Source organism: Aquimarina pacifica (genome assembly GCF_000520955.1).
Classification (GTDB): Bacteria; Bacteroidota; Bacteroidia; order Flavobacteriales; family Flavobacteriaceae; genus Aquimarina; species Aquimarina pacifica.
In genome coordinates this window covers 1-20,128 of the sequence record NZ_JACC01000044.1, presented here as the reverse complement: position 1 = coordinate 20,128, position 20,128 = coordinate 1, and the positions used below count along the sequence as shown (strand labels likewise).

General features: G+C 33.7%; 19 protein-coding genes and 1 tRNA gene. 7 read left to right on the top strand and 13 right to left on the bottom strand.

From position 1 onward, the window contains the following. Positions 1–48: 48 nt before the first annotated feature. Together DZ60_RS0118805 and DZ60_RS0118800 are read right to left on the bottom strand one after the other, a co-directional pair. Entirely contained in the window at positions 49–1,116 is a 1,068-nt protein-coding gene (locus DZ60_RS0118805) for an isoaspartyl peptidase/L-asparaginase family protein (protein ID WP_025743566.1), read from the bottom strand. Positions 1,117–1,153: 37 nt separating this feature from the next. Then, a complete protein-coding gene (locus DZ60_RS0118800; RefSeq protein WP_025743565.1) occupies positions 1,154–2,128 on the bottom strand; it encodes a TIR domain-containing protein in 975 nt (324 codons plus the stop codon). Between the two features lie 282 nt (positions 2,129–2,410). Here DZ60_RS0118800 and DZ60_RS0118795 point away from each other — a divergent pair, with 282 nt between their 5' ends. After that, positions 2,411–3,484, top strand: coding sequence for a PA0069 family radical SAM protein (locus DZ60_RS0118795; protein WP_025743564.1), 1,074 nt, complete (start codon positions 2,411–2,413; stop codon positions 3,482–3,484). Between the two features lie 33 nt (positions 3,485–3,517). Here DZ60_RS0118795 and DZ60_RS0118790 read toward each other — a convergent pair whose 3' ends face one another. The 4 genes from DZ60_RS0118790 to DZ60_RS0118775 all read right to left on the bottom strand — a co-directional run bounded on the left by DZ60_RS0118790 (position 3,518) and on the right by DZ60_RS0118775 (position 6,505). Next, positions 3,518–4,171, bottom strand: a complete 654-nt coding sequence (locus tag DZ60_RS0118790) for an HD domain-containing protein (RefSeq protein ID WP_025743563.1) — start codon at positions 4,169–4,171, stop codon at positions 3,518–3,520. 11 nt (positions 4,172–4,182) lie between these two features. Then, on the bottom strand, positions 4,183–5,184 hold the full coding sequence (locus DZ60_RS0118785; protein WP_025743562.1) for an acyl-ACP desaturase: 1,002 nt from the start codon (positions 5,182–5,184) through the stop codon (positions 4,183–4,185). Positions 5,185–5,195: 11 nt separating this feature from the next. Continuing rightward, on the bottom strand, positions 5,196–5,936 hold the full coding sequence (locus DZ60_RS0118780; RefSeq protein WP_025743561.1) for a lysophospholipid acyltransferase family protein: 741 nt from the start codon (positions 5,934–5,936) through the stop codon (positions 5,196–5,198). A 158-nt stretch (positions 5,937–6,094) separates the two neighbouring features. Next, positions 6,095–6,505 carry a BrxA/BrxB family bacilliredoxin gene (locus DZ60_RS0118775; RefSeq protein ID WP_025743560.1) on the bottom strand — a complete coding sequence of 137 codons (411 nt, stop codon included), beginning with the start codon at positions 6,503–6,505 and terminating at the stop codon, positions 6,095–6,097. Positions 6,506–6,868: 363 nt separating this feature from the next. Between DZ60_RS0118775 and DZ60_RS0118770 the strand changes: the two genes are divergently transcribed. Continuing rightward, positions 6,869–7,603: a tellurite resistance TerB family protein gene (locus DZ60_RS0118770; RefSeq protein WP_025743559.1), complete on the top strand. Its 735-nt coding sequence runs from the start codon at positions 6,869–6,871 to the stop codon at positions 7,601–7,603. Here the strand turns inward: DZ60_RS0118770 and DZ60_RS0118765 are convergent. Genes DZ60_RS0118765 through crtD form a run of 3 tightly spaced genes read right to left on the bottom strand, consistent with a single transcriptional unit; the run spans position 7,600 to position 10,859 of the window. Further along, positions 7,600–8,745: a lycopene cyclase family protein gene (locus tag DZ60_RS0118765; RefSeq protein ID WP_025743558.1), complete on the bottom strand. Its 1,146-nt coding sequence runs from the start codon at positions 8,743–8,745 to the stop codon at positions 7,600–7,602. The genes DZ60_RS0118770 and DZ60_RS0118765 overlap by 4 nt on opposite strands. Beyond that, a complete protein-coding gene (locus tag DZ60_RS0118760) occupies positions 8,746–9,381 on the bottom strand; it encodes a carotenoid biosynthesis protein (RefSeq protein WP_025743557.1) in 636 nt (211 codons plus the stop codon). Continuing rightward, the gene (gene crtD / locus DZ60_RS0118755) at positions 9,378–10,859 is read right to left on the bottom strand and encodes a 1-hydroxycarotenoid 3,4-desaturase CrtD (RefSeq protein WP_025743556.1); all 1,482 of its coding nucleotides are present in this window, start codon (positions 10,857–10,859) and stop codon (positions 9,378–9,380) included. Before crtD ends, DZ60_RS0118760 begins: the two co-directional genes overlap by 4 nt. 373 nt (positions 10,860–11,232) lie before the next feature. Here crtD and DZ60_RS0118750 point away from each other — a divergent pair, with 373 nt between their 5' ends. Together DZ60_RS0118750 and DZ60_RS0118745 are read left to right on the top strand one after the other, a co-directional pair. Beyond that, positions 11,233–11,499 carry a hypothetical protein gene (locus DZ60_RS0118750; RefSeq protein ID WP_025743555.1) on the top strand — a complete coding sequence of 89 codons (267 nt, stop codon included), beginning with the start codon at positions 11,233–11,235 and terminating at the stop codon, positions 11,497–11,499. A gap of 194 nt (positions 11,500–11,693) precedes the next feature. Further along, on the top strand, positions 11,694–12,611 hold the full coding sequence (locus DZ60_RS0118745) for a DMT family transporter (protein ID WP_034230159.1): 918 nt from the start codon (positions 11,694–11,696) through the stop codon (positions 12,609–12,611). A gap of 215 nt (positions 12,612–12,826) precedes the next feature. On the opposite strand, the gene DZ60_RS24980 is transcribed toward DZ60_RS0118745, so the two are convergent. The 3 genes from DZ60_RS24980 to DZ60_RS0118730 are packed head-to-tail and all read right to left on the bottom strand — an operon-like array spanning position 12,827 to position 15,361. Beyond that, positions 12,827–12,997 carry a FeoB-associated Cys-rich membrane protein gene (locus tag DZ60_RS24980; RefSeq protein ID WP_152537472.1) on the bottom strand — a complete coding sequence of 57 codons (171 nt, stop codon included), beginning with the start codon at positions 12,995–12,997 and terminating at the stop codon, positions 12,827–12,829. 25 nt (positions 12,998–13,022) lie between these two features. Beyond that, positions 13,023–15,119 (bottom strand): ferrous iron transport protein B, encoded by a 2,097-nt coding sequence (gene feoB, locus DZ60_RS0118735; protein ID WP_025743552.1) that lies wholly within the window; start codon positions 15,117–15,119, stop codon positions 13,023–13,025. A gap of 14 nt (positions 15,120–15,133) precedes the next feature. Continuing rightward, the gene (locus DZ60_RS0118730) at positions 15,134–15,361 is read right to left on the bottom strand and encodes a FeoA family protein (protein ID WP_025743551.1); all 228 of its coding nucleotides are present in this window, start codon (positions 15,359–15,361) and stop codon (positions 15,134–15,136) included. A 331-nt stretch (positions 15,362–15,692) separates the two neighbouring features. Between DZ60_RS0118730 and DZ60_RS0118725 the strand changes: the two genes are divergently transcribed. Then, positions 15,693–17,351 carry a hypothetical protein gene (locus tag DZ60_RS0118725; RefSeq protein WP_025743550.1) on the top strand — a complete coding sequence of 553 codons (1,659 nt, stop codon included), beginning with the start codon at positions 15,693–15,695 and terminating at the stop codon, positions 17,349–17,351. An 88-nt stretch (positions 17,352–17,439) separates the two neighbouring features. Here DZ60_RS0118725 and DZ60_RS0118720 read toward each other — a convergent pair whose 3' ends face one another. After that, entirely contained in the window at positions 17,440–18,108 is a 669-nt protein-coding gene (locus tag DZ60_RS0118720) for an SCO family protein (RefSeq protein WP_025743549.1), read from the bottom strand. A gap of 157 nt (positions 18,109–18,265) precedes the next feature. Between DZ60_RS0118720 and rseP the strand changes: the two genes are divergently transcribed. Both rseP and DZ60_RS0118705 read left to right on the top strand, forming a co-directional pair. Next, positions 18,266–19,585 (top strand): RIP metalloprotease RseP, encoded by a 1,320-nt coding sequence (rseP, locus tag DZ60_RS0118715; protein ID WP_025743548.1) that lies wholly within the window; start codon positions 18,266–18,268, stop codon positions 19,583–19,585. Positions 19,586–19,905: 320 nt separating this feature from the next. Continuing rightward, positions 19,906–19,979 (top strand) — tRNA-Asn (locus DZ60_RS0118705). Positions 19,980–20,128: the final 149 nt, after the last annotated feature.

The window sequence follows — 20,128 nt, the reverse complement described above, 5'->3', positions numbered from 1 at the left end:
CAGTGCTTACTATTGAAGATTTTTAGATAAAAAATACAGTTGGCATAATTACTCTTTATATATGCCAATTGTAAGTTCTTCTTGAGCGTTCATCGCTGCTCGGTACATGCCTGCTGTGTTAAATTCCATCACCATATTGCCCTGATTATCTATTCCTATTATGCCACCAGTACCTCCAAGATTTTTTAATTTATTCTGGATTACTTCATAAGCTGCTTCTTTAAGGGATTCTCCCTTATATTCTACCCTTGCAGAAATATCATGAGCCACCACCGCTCTAATAAAATATTCACCCCAACCAGTACTTGATATAGCGCAGGTTGCATTATTTGCATAGGTTCCTGCACCAATAATGGGAGAATCACCAACGCGGTTCCACTTTTTATTCGTCATCCCTCCTGTAGAAGTTCCTGCTGCCAAGTTCCCAGACTTATCAAGTGCCACACAACCTACTGTACCATACTTTGCTTCTCTTATAAATGGATCATAGAAAGCCGCAAGGGTATCCATTTGTGCGGTTTTTACGCTCTCTTTTACCTTTTCTAAGGATTTCATTCTCTTTTCGGTATAGAAATAGGATGGATCAACAATCTCGATATTTTTCTCTTTTGCAAAAAATTCTGCTCCTTTTCCTGATAATAGCACATGCGGAGATGCAACCATTACCTCACGAGCCAGACAAATAGGATTTTTGATGGTTGTTACACCTGCAACTGCTCCTGCATTTAATGTGGCACCATCCATTATAGAAGCATCTAATTCGTTTACCCCCTCACTTGTAAAAACAGCCCCTTTACCAGCATTAAATAATGGAGAATTTTCAAGAACATTTATTGTTTTTTCTACCGCCTCTAGGCTTGATCCTCCATGTTTCAGAATCTCATGCCCCACTCGAATCGCTTCTTCAAGTTTAGCTGTATATGCGGCTTCTAGCTCTGGAGTGCTATTTTTCTTTAAAATAGTACCAGCACCACCGTGTATTACAATTCCAAAAGCATCTTCAGGCTTTTTAATTTCTGCTTCGGGTGATGAATCCTCTAGATTCCTTTTTGTTTCCTGATACTTGTTACATGAAAAAAATAAAACAAAACTTAAGAAAAAGTATATGAATCTCATATCACTACAGTTTTAATAATTAGTAAGTAATAAAATACTAGGGCCGACTATAATCTATTAGTGCAATTCTTCCTTGAAAGAATATAAAAACTAAATTTATAATATTCCCTGCATTATCCTCTAAGCTAATAGATTTATTTAACTCAAAATTATAAGGTTGTGGTACACCTCCTTCGATAGCAACATTATCTGCGGATAGCCACAGGGCATCTCCTGATCTTGATACAGGTTCAATCTTTCCAGAAATTCCGGGGATTTCACCGGTCCCATTAATTATAATAGAACCGGATTCTCCCTTTTTTTCTATGGTAACCTGAATATCATCCTTTGGGTTTATATTCTTAAATAGTATCGCAGGGTATTCTGGGTGTGCAATCAAAATTGTATATAATTTGCGGGTCCGAATTACAAAATGCGCCAATCCATTTTCATCAGAAAAACCCTCTAAATACGTAGAATTATTGGCCATCAGTACAACCTTGGCATTATGTACAACTTCTTCTTTCTCATTTAATACCTTGATTGTAAAAATAAAAGGCTTGGGATTTACCAGAGTAGATATTTTGGACAATCTTCCTTTTAAGAAGTTCTGTTCTTTTTTTAACTTTTTTTCTATTAAACCTGCAAACTCTGACGGAGTTCTCTTATTAAGATCAATGTATCCCACCGTTCGCAATATCCCAGGTATTTCTGTATCATCAAATCTTGCAGGTAAAATATACTCACTACTCTCCTGAAATGCTCTTGCCTGCATTGACATTCTCTCATGATTTGTCCATACCTTCTGGTTATAAAAACCAGAGATAAATAATACGGTATATCTAGCTCTATTCTGATAAATTTCTGACAAGTATTCGTACAGGTTTTTACCCCATAAATTGGTTTCCTCAAAAAGATCATAAAACACCTTAACACCTCTAAGTCTTAGGCTATTCGCCACTTCCTCTACATATGCTCTATTCTCTCCTGCAAAAGAAAGCGCAACATCATATTCATAATTCTTATTTTGCATCACTGACTTCTTTATATTTTTTAACCTGATTTGTATTAAAACTTCTTCATAAAGATTTTGATCACTATATAAAGAAGGCCTTCATGAATTTAGCATAGTACCGTCTTTTCTAGTCCCCAAAAACCATAATAGATGTTTCATACATGCCTTGGTTTAATATCAATTTAACTTACATATTCTGACTATTACAAAATTACTCTCTTTTGTTGGAATAATTCCATTTTTTATAGGAATTATTCCAACAAAAGTTTTACTTTTAAACCATAAAAAAGAGTAAAAAACATGAAGGCAAATCAACATATTAAAGGTAGAGGAGCTCAGGAAAAAATAACTAGTAGATTTCTAGAAAACCATCACGAAACAAGAAATGATTTTCTAAATTATTGTCTTTCTAGTGGAGAAATAGTAGATAACACAGCAACTACTTTTATAGAAACATTTCCAAAAACTATCATAAACAAGGTTACCAGTCCAGATGTAGGAATGTTATATTCCCTTAATCCTTACCAAGGTTGTGAGCACGGATGCGTATATTGTTACGCCAGAAACTCCCATGAATATTGGGGATATGGTGCTGGGTTAGATTTTGAACGCAAAATTTTAGTCAAAAAAAATGCTCCGTACCTTCTTGAAAAAAAGTTGAAAAGCAAATCATGGAAAGCCTGCCCTATTTCTCTATCTGGTAATACAGATTGTTATCAACCTATTGAAAAAAAACTAAAAATCACAAGACAGCTTTTAGAAGTTTTCTTAAAATATAGACACCCCGTAGGTATCATCACCAAAAATGCATTGATACAAAGGGATATTGATATTCTTAGTGAATTATCTAAAAACAATCTAATATCTGTATTTTTATCTATTACCACATTACAAGAAGAAACACGAAGAGTTCTCGAACCGAGAACTGCCAGTATCAAAAAACGTCTTGAAACAATAGAAAAACTGACCTCAGCGGGTATTCCTACCAATGTAATGATGGCTCCCATAATACCTTCGATTAACAGTCATGAGATTTTACCGCTAGTAAATGAAGTTTCTAAACGTGGCGCAAAAAATATAGGCTATACAGTTGTTCGTCTAAACGGGGCTATTGGTCAAATATTTACAACTTGGCTAGAGCACGCCTTACCCAACCAGAAGGACAAAATTCTTAGTCAAATTAGAGATTGCCATGGCGGAAAAGTAAACGACACTGTTTATGGGAGAAGGATGAAAGGCTCAGGAAACATTGCCGATCAAATTCAACAACTATTTCGTATCGCAAAGAAAAAATATCTCCCTGAAATACAAAAAACGACACTAAATTGCGATATCCATCAGGATTTTAAAGATGATCAATTAAAACTTTTCTAACAGAAATAAATAAGAAAATGTACGATTAGTATCTTATAATTTCCCTTCCCATTCCTTATAAAATTGTTTTAAGAATGTTTCCATATAGCGATGACGTTCTAATGCTATTTTTTTTCCCGTTTTAGTATTCATTCGGTCTTTTAGCAACAATAACTTTTCATAGAAATGATTAATTGTAGGTGCTGTAGAAGATTTATATTCTTCTTTTGTCATCCTAAGATTTGGCTGAATATTAGGATCATACAATGGTCTATTTTTGAAACCTCCGTAATTAAAACATCTCGCAATCCCAACTGCTCCTATTGCATCGAGTCTATCTGCATCCTGCACAACATCTAGCTCCTTGGATTTAAATTTTTGCGTCTCATTCCCTCCTTTAAAAGAGATATTCTCAATAATATTAATTACATGTTTAATCGAAGATTTTTCTACAGAGACTTCTTCTAGAAATTTTTGCGCAACTTTGGGTCCTATTGTTTCATCTCCATTATGAAATTTTGAATCCGCAATATCGTGAAGCAATGCCCCTAATGAGACAATAAACAAATCTACCTCCTCGGTACTAGCAATTAATTTTGATGTGTTATACACTCTAAGAATATGAAACCAATCATGCCCTCCTTCTGCTTCGCTAAGCGTTTCTTTTACAAAATCAATAGTCTTAGCTATAATTTCTTTCTGGGTCACAATAAAACGTCTTACTTAATCAACGCTGGTTGTACCCACTTAAATTCGAAAATCTCTTCAGGAATTACCAAACGCTCACTTATTCGCTGCATTCTTGCCGGTAGCTTCATAACAAAATCTCTAGCCTTTTCTGCCTCTTCGGTTAAATCTACAAGCTTATCTATTTCCCATTTATCAATAAGACGCTGCATAATATTTATATAATCTTGAGATGTATAGACTCCTAAGCGCTGTGCCGCGTTAGAAAATTCTTCGAATGCACTACCTATCGTATCTCCTGATTCTCTCAAAAAATGAGCAGGCATTACAATTTTGTGCTTCATCATATGACTAAAAGCAAGCATCATCTGACTAGGATCTACTTCAAAAATATCTTTTACAAACTCACTGTAAGCATTAAAATGACGCATCTCATCTCCAGCAATAATTTTACACATTTTTGCTAACGATTTATTCGAATATTCTCGTGCCATTTTAGCGACGCGACTATGAGAAATATTTGTAGCTAATTCCTGAAAACTTGTATATACAAAATTCTTATACGGATCTCTATCGGTACCGATATCAAAACCATCATTAATCAAATGCTGAGTCGTTCTTTCTACCTCGATCATATTTACACGTCCAGATAGATATAAATATTTATTTAATGTATCCCCATGACGATTCTCTTCACTTGTCCAATAGCGTACCCACTTAGACCATCCATTACCGTTTCCATCAGCATGCTGATTCACCCCTTCTACATCCATCAACCAAGATTCATATGTTGGCAATGCTTCTTCTGTGACCGTATCTCCAACAAGGACCACCCAAAAATCATAAGGAAGTTCTTTTGCTAATTCTCTTAGCTCTTTTACCTCATCAAAAAAAGTATCTTCATTTTGAGAATCAGGCAAAAAATCTGTGGGCTGCCATACTTTATCAATCGGAATCAAAAATTTATCAATATAAGATTCAATCTTTTTTTCTAGTAATTGCATTACCTCTAATCGTATATTATCTAAGGCCATTATCGTGTGTGTTACGTTCTTACCGCTAAAGTAATCCTTTCTTGTATTTTTTCTATTAAAATATCTGGTTCTTTGTCAATTAAGATTGGTTCTAGGACTTCTAGACTCAAATGTATTCCTATCCCCATAGGAAAATTACCAAATCTTACTAATTTCCAACCATTATTAATTGCCACCGGAACTATTAAAGCATTCTCTGCATTTTTAAATAAAATTTTTAACCCTGTTGGTGCAAACTCCTTTGGCACGCCATTTTTACTTCTAGTTCCCTCAGGAAAAATAACTCCAGAAAAATTATTTTGAACAATAAATTTTCCGAATTTTGATAATGCAGGAATGGATTGTCTTGGATTTTTTCTATCAATCAAAACATGTCCCCCATGCCTAAGATTAAAAGAAATACTCGGTATTCCTTTTCCTAATTCAATTTTTGAAATAAACTTTGGTTTACACCTTCGCAAAAACCAAGATATAAGCGGGATATCAAACATACTCTGATGATTAGAAACAATAATCAAAGGTTGATTCTTCGGAAGGTTATAATTGTTTTTGAAACTAAATGTCACCCCCAAAACGTGCAAGCACCTCAGTATACATAGATTCATTATATCGACAACTCGACGATGTCCTCTGGATCCTCCCAATACCTTTCCCAACCATTGTAGCGGATGAAAAATGCATAATGTTAATCCAAAAAGCAAATAAAAAACTATAGAAAGCGGATAACTAAGTAGACTTTTTAATGTCTCCATTCTCTTATTTGATTAATAAGATGTCTATGTAAAAAACATCTAATAAGCTTATTTTCTTTGATTGTAAAACCCATTACTCATCTAATAAGTCAAAACAAAAACCGCCTGTAATAACAAACGGTTTAAACTCTTACGTATTATCGAGAACAGTTGTTTTCTTAACAATATTCGTTATAAGCATCTTTAAGGTTTTCAGCAATCATTTCTGCTGGTCTTCCTTCTATATGATGACGCTCTAACATATGAACCAATTCTCCGTTTCTAAATAAGGCCATCGAAGGTGAAGAGGGAGGAAATGGAATCATATAACCTCTGGCTTTATCTGTAGCCTCTTTATCAACCCCTGCAAAAACGGTAACCAAATTATCTGGTTTTTTATCATTATCCAAAGAAGCTTTTGCTCCCGGACGTGCATTTGCCGCAGCACAACCACATACCGAATTAACCACTACAAGCGTAGTCCCTTCTTTTGTCATCGCACTTTCTACAGCTGCTCCTGAATGTAATTCTTCAAAACCAATTGCAGTAAGATCTTCTCTCATTGGCTTTACTAAATCTGCTGGATACATATTACTTTTATTTTTCTTATTACAATTTCATACAAAGATACAAATTATGTACCATAATCTACTACCTGACAACTAGTCTTAAGAATATTAATATCACCTTAAAATCCAGTTAAAATTAGATTTTTCTTCTTATTTATAGTAACAAATCTAAAATCAGGAGTACTAACAAAAGTAAAGCGCATTAATTCCAAAAAATCAAAACTTAGGAGAAGTATAGTACTGTTAGCAAAAAAACCTGCTGTTAACCTATATAACCTTATCTAAGTAATTTCTGAAGAAAGGAATTAATTATACAATAGATTTTAATGCATAAAACGGGTTTAATTATTAGCGTATCTTTACCACCCAAAATAGTTATAAAGAATGATTAAATGGTTTCTTGCCATATTAGGATCTGTTTTTTTCAGAGTTCCTGGGGCAATTATAGGTTTTATTCTCGGAAGTATACTCGACTCTAAAATGAGTAACTCTAGCAGAGGTTTTAAAAATGTATTTTCTCAAGAACAACAGGTAACGCCTGCAGATTTTGAACTGAATCTACTATCACTCTCCTCTATTGTAATTAAAGCCGACGGAAAAGTAAATCAAACCGAACTCGACTACGTGCGACAGTATTTTGTTCGTGCTTATGGTAAAGAAAGAGCAAATGCTACTTTTAGGACATTTAATGAGATCATAAAAAATCGACAAGTATCAGCTCAACACATATGTGCATATATAAACAGACATACTAGATACCCTTCGCGATTACAGATTTTGCATTTTTTATTTGGTATTGCAAATGCTGATGGATTAGTAAGTCAATCTGAAGCAGATGAAATAAGGAAAATTGCCGAGTTTTTAAGAATCAACTTTAAGGATTTTGAAAGTATTAAAGCTATGTTTTTCAAAAATGGAGATCATGCTTATAAAATCCTTGAAATTGAAAAGACAGCTACAGAAGCCGAAATAAAAAAAGCATTTAGAACCATGGCAAAAAAATATCACCCAGACAAAATCCAACATATGGATGAGATTCATATCAAAGGTGCCGAAGAAAAGTTTAGAGAGGTCCAAAATGCTTATGACCAAATTAAAAAGGAAAGGGGAATTACTTAACTCCTATACAGTCTATGCCAAAGAGTCTTCAAAAATTTTGGAGAAGGAAGACTCGTTGTAATCTTTACTTCTTCTAAAAACGTAGTTTCTTCATCCAGAAATTTAAGTATCTGCTGGGGTTTATTTTTCTGAAATAATTTCGAAAACAATAAAGATCCAATGCGATTTTCTTTATATAACAGATCTATAAAAAGTAAATCATAGTACCAAAATCTAGTTCTTTTCTTGAACCCCGAAAGATCTTTGCCATTCTTGAGATACGTATATAATTTTTTTGCATTTTTTGATGACATAGCAAACGTATACCCTGTACTTGGTTTTGTCCACCCGCCCGCAGTACCAATATGAAGTATGTTTTTGGAATTGTACTTACCAAAATCATAACATGTCATTGGGATACAACCTTTTTCTTTTTCAGTAATCTCATACCCAATGATTTGTTTTTCTTCTAAATATTTCTGGATTTCACTTTCATATTCCTCTTCTTCTAACAGATGTTCAGAAAACAAGGTGTATTCTATCAAGGCTTCTGTATCAGAAATTGGCAACACATACATAAAACGTGTATTCCCTTTTTGGGCTACTGTAAAATCCATAAATGTTACTACCGAAGAATCAAAACACGGTTTTGGTGTCTTTACAAACCACCCAACAAAATGTTGATTAAGGATAGGATAGGTGTTCTGGCTTTCTAATTCTGGGGGACGCAAAGCACTATTAAAAACCTTTTGAGCTTTATACAATTGAAAGTCCGTTTGTACTTCTACACCACTTTCTTTCTCTGTAAAAGAAATTACAGATTCCTGTTTACTTTCAATATTGGTTTTTTTATGTAATACATCAAGAACAAAATCATAAAAATCTTTGCTCCTAATCATTTTATATTGATACGGGCTTATTGTCATTTTTTTCGAAAACACTGTACTTCCAAAAAAAATAGAACCCCACTTTTTAAGCACAACTTCGTCCCAAATCCCTTCGCCTTTTTCCCAAAAGCACCAAGTTCGATCATTATTGTTCTTTACTTCTTTATCAAGTAATAGAATTTTTTTTTGATCAAAAAAGGAGTCTTGGGCCAAATGATACGCAAGCATCAAACCTGACGCTCCTGAACCCAAAATTATGTAATCATATCTTTGCATCTAAATAAATAGAAATACGGTAAAAAAGACTAATATAGCGATAAAAATATGTAGAGAAATTGTCAAACAAAAAGCTTTTATTTTTTTTTGGAAAAATATTTGGGCAATATACCCAGTTCCTAACCATCCTATATAGTTTTGTAAAGGTGCGTTTCCGCCTTCAAACTCCCAAAAATCAAGTCTTGGTGCTGATATTTCGATTATAAAATCTAATCCTACCATTAAAAGAGCAGCTATACATGAAGAAATCCATATGTTGTCACAAAATTTTTGGGATATTGCAGCAGTACAATACACTAATAGCGCCCAGTTGACTCCAATAATCCAAGGAACTCCCCAAACTTTATAACCGAGATTTTCCCCGTAGTCATAACTTCCAAAAATCAAATTATATTGCACCCCCAAAAGTTCTGTAATCATACCAATACAAAAAGGAATCATTAAAAAAAACAGCAAACGTATCATATCCTGGCTATTCCAGATTATCAACACCAAGTATATCAAAAGATTCAGAGGAGTAAGGGGTAAAAACCAATCTTCGTAGCCCATCAATATCCCTACAATACCAGAGATATTAAACAACCAGATGATCGTTACTGAGATTATAAGTCTTACTTTTGATTTAATTGAATTCATAAGGGATTGCTTTTCTTAATTAGTTCTGAAACTATTTTCCCAGATAAAAGACACAACGGAATTCCGCCTCCGGGATGAACACTACCCCCGCAGAAATATAAATTCTGAATATTTCTAGAAAAATTAGGATGTCTTAAAAAAGCAGCATACTTATTATTACTGGATGCTCCGTATAATGACCCTTGATATGATTGTGTGGTATTTTCAATTCTAATAGGATCGAGTATATCCTCGGTTTCTATCAAACTTTCGATATTAGTTTTCAGAATACGAGATAATTTACCAAGTATTTTTTTTCGTGATTTTTCAATGATTAGTTCCCAATCTTGTCCTTGATTGGCAGGAACATTAATCATTACAAACCAGTTTTCACATCCATCAGGAGCATCATCAAACTTGTTTTTTGAGCTTATATTGATATAGACTGTGGGATCATCAGAAACATTTTTTTTCTTGAATATAAAATCAAACTCTTTTTGATAATCTTTTGCAAAAAAAATATTGTGTAAGTCTAATTGTGGAAATCTCTTTTTGATCCCCCAATAAAAAATCAATGCAGAGCTAGATCGAGGTTGTTTCAGTATTTTTTCTGGGGATTTTTGGTTAGGCATTAATTTACGATAAGTTGGTACGATATCCATATTAGAAATTACAATATCCGCCTCGACAAATTCTGTACTTGTCTTAATACCCGCTACTATTTTTTCTTTTACAACAATTTCATCAACAGTAGTATTAAAATTAAAATTGACTCCCAAATCTTTGGCCAAATGATACAAACTCTTGGCAATACTATACATCCCGCCTTTGGGAAAAAATGTCCCGAAGTATTGTTCTAAATGAGGAATCATTGACATAATTCCTGGAGTATTGTAAGGAGAAGACCCATTATAGGTAGCAAACCGATCAAAAAACTGAATAAGTTTTGGATCTTGATACATTCGACTATTAACTTTATGTAATGTATCATGAATATCTAGAGCATGCATATTCGCCAATGCCTTTAATGTATCCCCTGATAGGAATGTAGACAGTTTATGCAAAGATTGTTCTAAAAAAAGAGAAGATGTAAGATCATACTTCTTCTTACTACTTGCAAAATAATCCAAAATAGTGGTTGGTTTAACATCAAAAACTTTGGATGCTTCTATCGCAAACTTTTTCTGGTCACCATACGCGGTAAATTCTGTACCATCTTCATAAAAGTAATTACAAACTACCCCTTTTCTTTCATACTCAAAATAATCAGAAACTTCTTTCCCTGATATTTTGAATAACTCTGTGATGAACTGTGGCATTGTAAACAGAGAAGGTCCCCGATCAAAGCGATATCCTTTCTGATAAAACTCACTTATTTTTCCACCAGCATCACTACTAGACTCATATACATGAACATTAAAATTTTGATTTTGAAGACGTATAGCTGTTGCAAGAGCAGCAACTCCTGAACCTATCAAAATTACTTTTTTTTCAGCCATAAAACACTTTCTAGAATCGTAGTAAAATTCAACATTATAGTGATACATTGCATATTTTAGTCTTACTTTTTATATTTATTTAACACCTGTTAAACCATCACAGTACCAGTACCTACTCTATTCGTTAACTCTATAATTAGATTCAATTCTGTATTTAACGTCAAGACGTACGACAACTTAAAAACAAGGAACTATCTAATCAAAAATTAATCATACTTATTCTCTGCCAAATTTGTTTAAACAACAGATTACAGATCAAAAGAACATCAAAAAAGTGAAGACAAAACTGGAATGAAAATTCTTCAATATGATTATATTATACTATATTTAAAAGAACAATTTTATATACACCCCGCACAATCTCTTTACTGTAATGACAAAAAAAAACCCTAGCTTAATTTTTCGAATATTTAAGAGTCATACTTTTTCATTAATTGTTGGGATTCTTTTAATTCTTGTAGGAATCATAGAAATCTGCGAAACAGTTATCCCAGAATTCGAATCATTTTTAGAAGTACATCACGGCATACTTCTGATAGGAGTAACGCATGTCGTAAAAGCCCTTATTTATATTCTTGAAGGCACAGAAGGGGCTTTAATTACAGAAATTGCAGAAGAAATTGAAGAAATAATCGATTAAACATTTTTGTATACATTTTTTAAAACACACATAGCTTGACGCTGACTCTAATTCTACAATTTCAATAATAGTTAAATACTTAAACAGGCTTAAAAACTAGTACTGAGATAGCTTTGATTTATTGGCCGGATCACATTGACAAAGAACCCCTGATAGTAAAATTTTATCTCACTAATTTTATCGTTCTTTGTTTGATGATTTCAAGTACCTCTAAATCTCACCTAGCTTTATTAAGTGTCAATATTATTTATGGTGCAAATTACCTTATTGCCAAAGGCTTAATGCCGAACAAAATAGAAGCATCTGCATTGGTACTTGTAAGAATTACTGGAGCTTGTTTGTTATTTCTTTTTCTTAAAATGTTCGTCAATGAAAAAATAGAAAGAAAAGACATGCCAAGATTGGCTGTATGCGGCTTGCTGGGAGTAGCAATAAATCAAATCTTTTCGATGAATGGCCTTAGCCTTACCTCTCCTGTAGATGCATCTATCATTGTAACGGGAATGCCTATTTTTACTATCATTATTAGTTTTTTTATACTCAAAGAACCGTTAACGCTTCAACGAATTATTGGCATATGTATCGGTGGTTTAGGAGCAACATTACTTATCTACTTCGGTAATGCCGAGTTGGGAACAGGATCAATACTAGGAAACTTATTTATATTCATTAACTCTTTAGCATTTTCTTTTTACCTAGTCATTGTTAAACCTCTAATGCTAAAATACAAACCCATAACCGTAATAGTCTGGACATTCTTCTTTGGATTTATATGCGCATTTCCTTTTTGTCTAGGAAAGTTACTAACTACCAATTTTGATGCATTTACCACTTCTAATTGGTTTTCATTACTCTATGTTGTTGTAGGCCCTACTTTTCTGGCATATTTGCTTAATATGTTTGCTCTACAATATTTAAAACCAACAGTTACCAGCAGCTATGTATATGTTCAGCCTGCAGTCGCAATGATACTTGTTGCAATACTATCATACTATGTCCTAAATAGTCAATACAAAGGGGATATAACATTGATTAAACTTCTTTGTTGCGTACTGATTTTTATAGGAGTATACTTAATTAGCCACAAGCCATTAAACTGGATTAAAAAATAGTTGTTATTTTTTACCGAAGTGTCTAAGAAGTAAACTGAATGGAATAAAAATTCCAACCCCTAAAATAGCATAAAGACTATTGAAATTAAGAATATAAACAATAGTTAAAAAAATAATACTTAAAATAATTAAGAATAGAAACCCTCCTTTTAGGTCAGAAACAAATTGTTTTTTTTGATGTTTATAATCTAGATAGTAGGCTATCAAAATTACGATTAATGACATCCACAACCAGAATTACTGCATGAACCAGATGACTTCATAGACTGTACCGTTTTTTTAGAAGTCGCAGTTATTTTGCGTTTCCCAAAGAATTTTTTAAACAAAAACACTGCTGCTCCCGCAAAAATCAATAAAACTAGTATGTTTTGAATTAAAATGCTCATTGAATAAATATACTTATTTTATATATCATTTTAAAACCTGATAGACAACTAAGGCAATACTATAAGCCAGAATACTCATGAATACCAATTGAATAGTAGGCCATTTCCAACTATTGGTCTCTCTTTTTACGATGGCAAGCGTACTCATGCATTGCATAGCAAATGCATAAAACAATAATAATGATAATCCGCTCGCCAAATTAAACAATGGACCTCCAGTCTGAGGATTGATTTCTGCGGCCATTCTATTTTTTATAGTTTCTTCCTCATCACTTTCTACACTATAGATGGTTGCTAGAGTTCCTACAAATACTTCTCTTGCGGCAAAAGAGCATAAGATTCCAATTCCGACTTTCCAATCATACCCTAATGGTGCTACGATTGGTTCAATTCCTTTGCCCGCATATCCTATAAAGGAATATTCTAATTGGTGAGATGCTATTTTCTGGTCTAAATCATCTTGAGATAAATCGGTATATTCTTTTGTTACTATTTCTTTTGCGTTGCTAAATTTTTCATTAGGTCCAAAACTTGCTAATACCCATAGAATTATTGAAATAGCTAGAATTATCTTTCCTGCACCAAAGATGAATGCCTTTGTTTTTTCAATCACATTAATAATTACATTCTTGAATAGAGGTACTTTATATCCGGGCATTTCTACTATAAAGTAAGATTTACTCTCCATTTTAAGTAGCTTATTAAGCAACCAAGCAGACCCAACAGCTGAGGCAAAACCTAAAAAATATAAAAGCATTAATGTCATACTTTGGTAACCAAATACCCAACCAAACTTTTCATCAGGAATTACTAAAGCAATAATAATTAGATAAACAGGTAGTCTTGCAGAACATGTTGTAAACGGTACGACAAGAATGGTAATTAATCTTTCTTTCCAATTCTCTATATTTCTCGTTGCCATAACTGCTGGGATAGCGCATGCTGTTCCAGAAACAAGTGGCACGACACTCTTACCACTTAAACCAAAACGCCTCATAATTCTATCCATTAGAAATACAACACGACTCATATATCCACTTTCCTCTAAAATAGAGATGAAGAAAAACAAAAATGCAATCTGGGGAATAAAAATCACAATTCCTCCCAAACCTGGTATAATACCCTCTGTAATGAGATCTACCAATGGTCCTTGGGGTAGCGCATTTTTTGCAGCCTCACTAAGCCAAGCAAAACCTTCATCAATTAAGTCCATTGGATAAGATGACCAATCATAAATCGCCTGAAAAATTAATAGGAGTATCGCAAAGAAAATAAAATATCCCCAAAATTTATGTGTTAATACCCTGTCGAAGCGAGCTCTCATTCCAGTCGCCACTTTTTCATCTACAACCAGGCATTTTTTTAACACATTATTTATAAATTGGTATCGCTTGATCGTCTCTTTTTGCTGTAATCTTTTAAGCTCACTTTCAGACTTGATCTTAAAATCTGGAGCTATATCTACTTGTTGCTTATCAAACTTCCTAAAATTAACATCTTGAGTGATTACCAACCAAAGTTTATATAGAGATTGATTAGGAAAAGCCTTTTGTAGTCTATCAAAATAATCCGGAGCAAAAGATAAAGCATCCAAACAAGTTTTTTTTGACAATAACGTATAAGATTCTATAAGTTTTTTGAGTGCATCAATGCCCTCTCCTTTTCGTGCACTTATAAGCGCTATTTTTGTGTTCAATTCTTTTTCTAACCCAGGAATATCTAGCGAAATTCCTTTGCGCTGCATACGATCAGCCATATTAATAACCAATATGGTTGGTATCTCTAAATCCTTGATTTGGGTATAAAGTAATAAGTTTCTTTTGAGGTTTTCTACATCACTAACTACTACAGCTACATCAGGAAAATCCTTATCTTTTTTATTAAGCAACAACTCAATAACTACATTTTCGTCTAATGAAGATGCATTAAGACTATAGGTCCCGGGTAAATCAAGAATATGTGCTTTGACCCCTCTTGACAACTTACAGATTCCTTCCTTTTTTTCTACAGTGATTCCGGGATAATTACCGACCTGTTGATTAAGCCCGGTAAGCAAATTAAAAACAGAGGTTTTACCCGTATTAGGGTTTCCGATAAGTGAAACTTTAATTTGCTTGGCCATAAAAAGAAATGCTACTAAATAATTTGAACTTCTATTTGAGCTGCAATTTCTTTGCGGATCGCAAGATGACTACCATTGATATTGAGGTACATCGGACACTGAAAAGGAGCTGTTTGAATCAACACGACTTCATTACCCGGCAAACATCCCATCTCTAATAATTTAAGCGGGATAATTTCTGAGGTAATTTCTTTTATCAAAGCACGCTGACCTCGCCGAAGTGTCGCAATTGTAGTCTTCAAACTTTATTTAGATTAATTTTAAACAACGCAAAAATAGTATAAATAATTCTATTGAGAAAACTAAACCTTCAAAATGATTTTTATTGCGATCTAAATCTGACAAACGCCCATAATTCTTTTAGCAACCCTTTTACTTTCTGGAAATCATACAGACGTACCATGTATTATTTAAGGGATAACACCCCTTTTTTCGTATTAAATCTTTGAAATTCAAAAATATCGGATATCGACTTATAGGCCTCACCATAATTTTGACCTCATAAAATCAAAAACAAGGTGGAAACAGAAAAACCTTAAATAGAGTATGTAAAATCTCATAAATCATTTTATTATGTTTAATTCAAACATGTACCCGATCATTTTTTTTCTGGTACTCTCGCTAATTTCGTGCGAAAAAACAGAAGACATCACGATTGAGTCTACTAGTAGTAAAGAACACCAGACATTATTTAACAATCAAGCCACCATCGAACTGTCTAACGGAAACGTCTTACATTTTCGACAAATTAATGATGGACAACTCAATGGCACATTCCTTTTAGAAGAAAGCGATTGTGCAGAGTCTTCTGTATTAAACAATATTACAGAACTAGCCAAAAGAGAACTCTCTGATAAAGAAATTTTTTGGGCACTTTCTGAACAAGGAACCCCAATTCCATCTTTTTTGGAAGTAGAGGAAAACAACACGAATCTCAAAACCAGCAAACCCTTAGAGCAAGGTTGGGCACGAGAAATGGCAGTAACTTTTCCTTTGGGAAATGAAGGAATTTCTTCTAGAATAGTGGCCTGTAAGAACAGTAATTTTACAAGTAGTATTGCTGGTGGTTTTTTAGGAAATCCAGAATTCGTAGCACTTGACAAAACACCAAATAATTATTCAGGATTCATAGATGATTGCGCCAGCTTGTCTCCTTCTGCTTGTAATAAGGGAACACGATATAGGTTGCACGCTGTAATGCCAAAAATTAAGAAATGGAGAGGTAAAATTTGTAGTAAAGCAGTTCAAAGCAGTATTAATGACCACTATATTTCTAATACCACGTCTGGGAGCTACTGTCAGAGCCCTCCGTGCAGCGCTTATGTTGGGCCTGAGTTATATTTTGAATATTACTCAAACGGACAATGGAAATCTATGAAAAATCCATTAGGAAAAGTCTCTGAAGGGTTCGAAGTACCTGCAAATTCTACCAAAGTATATACCTATGCTTGGAATACCTCAGTAGAAACTTCATTTAGACTTCGCGTAAAAAACGCCATGGGATATGATCAATTCGATTTCATGATGGATCGAGAAGATATCATCATCGATGACGACGATGACAATGATGATGATGACAATGGTGGAGGTGGAACCCCAGATCCAGAAAATTTTCCGCAGGTACCTAATTATATCGAATTATCAGATGGAGATGATATCATTATTGATTTTAATACGATCATAGAGGATCAACCTAGAATCACACTGCCTGTTCAATTTTTACCGGCACTTCCTCAGTATGAAGGAGCGCTTATTTTTCCGAATAATTTTTGTGGTCTTCGTGTAGTACAGGCATCGCAATTTGTTTGGTTTGATATTCAAAACAATGTGGTTGATCAGATTCCTTTTAACTATGTTCATGAAGACTCTTCGGTAGTAGAATTATTTGGTAATGAATATTATCTCGAAGATGGTATTGGGATACGACTTACAGGAGCCATCGGACCTTGCGAAGAGGCAAACGAAAACTGGATGTTTCCTTTTCCTCTTACTACGACAGAAACTGTAGAATATGGGTCTAAGAAATTAGTGATTGATTTAGAAAGCGGTTCTAAAATCGAGTTCCTTAACTATGCCATCCATCCGGCCGAACCTCTAGAATACGATGAGCTTTTTGAAGAACATGATTTTGATGAACTTATTGAGTTTTTCAATGAAACTTTTTATGAAGGTTTTGAACCATGGATCAACGCCATGTGCGAGCAAAACCCGGGAGATTGCCCTCTTGATTAGTACAATGTTTTATAATTATCAAAAAAAGCGTATTGAGGAAATAACAATCTCATATCGAGATTATACATTAAAAACCTTGATACGCTTTTTACTTTTTCTTCTTTTGTAATATTTTGATGTCTTCAATCAACCGATCTATATCTTCTGGAAGCGTACCGTTATAAAAACCACGAATTCGTTTCTTCTTATCTACAAGGATAAAATTTTCGGTATGCACCATATCATAAGGACCTCCATCTCCATCTGATTTGGCCGCCAGATAAGACTTTCTTGCCAAATCATAGATTTGTTTTTTATCACCTGTAACCAAATTCCATTTATGATCATCAACTCCTTTTTTGATGGCATATTCTTTTAGTCTGGCAACATCATCTATTTGAGGTGTTACCGAATGCGAAAGTAATAATACATCGCCATCTTGTAGCCTATCTTGTATTTGTTTCATATGATCTGTCATAATGGGACAGATAGTCTGACAAGTTGTAAAGAAAAAGTCAGCTACATAAATCTTATCCTCATAATTTTTCTGAGTTACTTCCTCTCCATTTTGATTAATCAGTCTAAAATCTGCTATCTTATGGTACTTGCGTACATATTGTACCGTACTATCAACAAGTTCGGTGTTCACCATATCGGGCTCATATATAGGCAGCACCCGATTTGGTTTTAGAATAGAATAAATAATAGAAATAATTACAGCTGATACCACAAAAAGTACTACAGCAAAAAATTTATACTTTGCAAAAAATTGTAACATATTTACTTTGATTACTGCAAAACTACGAGCTTTAGAGTAGTATAAAAAAAACAATTATGCCAAAAAAAAATTAAAACATTGATCGCATACCGTTATTTCTTTTGTAAACCCTCAAGAAAGTTTACTTTTGCGTGATTAAAAATTTGAAAATAAGACCATGAGTCCATTCTTTATAAAAGCTATTCAATTATTATTGAGTTTATCCTTTCTTATTATTCTTCATGAATTAGGACATTTTATTCCAGCAAAAATTTTCAAAACGAGAGTCGAAAAATTCTATCTGTTTTTTGATGTTAAGTTTTCTTTATTTAAGAAAAAAATCGGGGAAACCGTATATGGCATCGGTTGGTTACCTCTAGGAGGTTATGTAAAAATCTCTGGGATGATTGACGAAAGTATGGATAAAGAGCAAATGGCTGGACCACCTCAACCATGGGAGTTTAGATCAAAACCCGCATGGCAGCGACTTATTATTATGCTAGGTGGTGTTACCGTTAATATTATTCTTGGCTTCTTGATCTACATGGCAATAATTTTTGCTTGGGGAACTGACAGTGTTGGAGTTAACGATATGCCTGATGGTTTTAAAGTACATGAATCATTTCAAAAATATGGTTTTCAGGACGGAGATAGAATAGAACAAGTCAACGGAAAACCTTTTGATAATATGATAGAAATTAACAAATATCTTTTTATGAGAGATGTTTCATCGGTTTCTGTAATACATCAAAATGGACAAAAAGAAACAATCAAGATCCCTGAAGAGATCGGCAAAACCATGTTTCAGGATGGTGTTATGCAACCTTTCTCTGCAATAGCATCAACAGTACTTGATAGTGTTATGGCAGGAACAGCTGCAGAAAAGTCTGGTTTGCTTAAAGGAGATAAAATCACTCAACTTAATGGTAAAGAAATTAAGTATTGGAATGATTTTATGGAACTAAAAGCATTAGATTCTTCTGCTACTAGTCACCGTATTACATATCTTAGAAATGGCGTAGAAAATGTAATTACAGTTACACCTGATGAAGAGGGCATTATCGGAATATATCCTAAGTCCAATTATACATCACAACATAAGGAGTATTCTATTGGAGAGAGTATTTCTGCTGGTTTTGATTACGGATATTGGACATTACATGACTACATAGCACAGTTTAAATATATTTTTACAAAAAAAGGTGCTAGTCAATTAGGAGGTTTTGGAGCCATAGGTAATCTATTTCCTGATGCCTGGAACTGGAGAGCATTTTGGGGAACGACTGCTTTTATTTCTATTATTCTGGCTTTTATGAATGTGCTTCCTATTCCTGCTCTCGACGGAGGGCATGTCATGTTTTTATTATATGAAATCATTACGGGTAGAAAGCCTAACGATAAATTTATGGAATACGCCCAATTGGTTGGGTTTGTAATTCTTATCGCTTTATTACTATTTGCAAACGGAAATGATATCTATAGAGCAATCTTTAAATAATCGATTTCTGTAAAACATATATAAATATATAGACTTAGCCTTCAAAAAAGTATTTGAAGGCTTTTTTATGATTAAAAAAAGAATCAAGGTTTGGGATACAAAATGAATCTATAACCATGACTACTTCAACATTTTCTTTCTTGTTATAAATTAACATATTTCTATTTCGTGTTTAGATAATTTCATACCAAAAATGGATTACAAAAAGAATATTTACATAATACTATAAAATAAATTAGAAAAAACTTTTTGAGATATAAAAAATAGTATATATTTGCACTCGCAAAACGAGAAAACAATTCTTTATTTGCAAAAAATATTCCTCTTTAGCTCAGTTGGTTAGAGCATCTGACTGTTAATCAGAGGGTCCTTGGTTCGAGCCCAAGAAGAGGAGCAAACAAAGCCTTAACTAACTGTAGTTAAGGCTTTTTTGTTTTTTATATCCACAACAATAGACTAAGAATAAGTTGACCTCTAGATTAGCAAAGAAAGGATACACAAAAAACATGGTCCTTTTACGGATCAAGGCCAATTGTTGTGTTT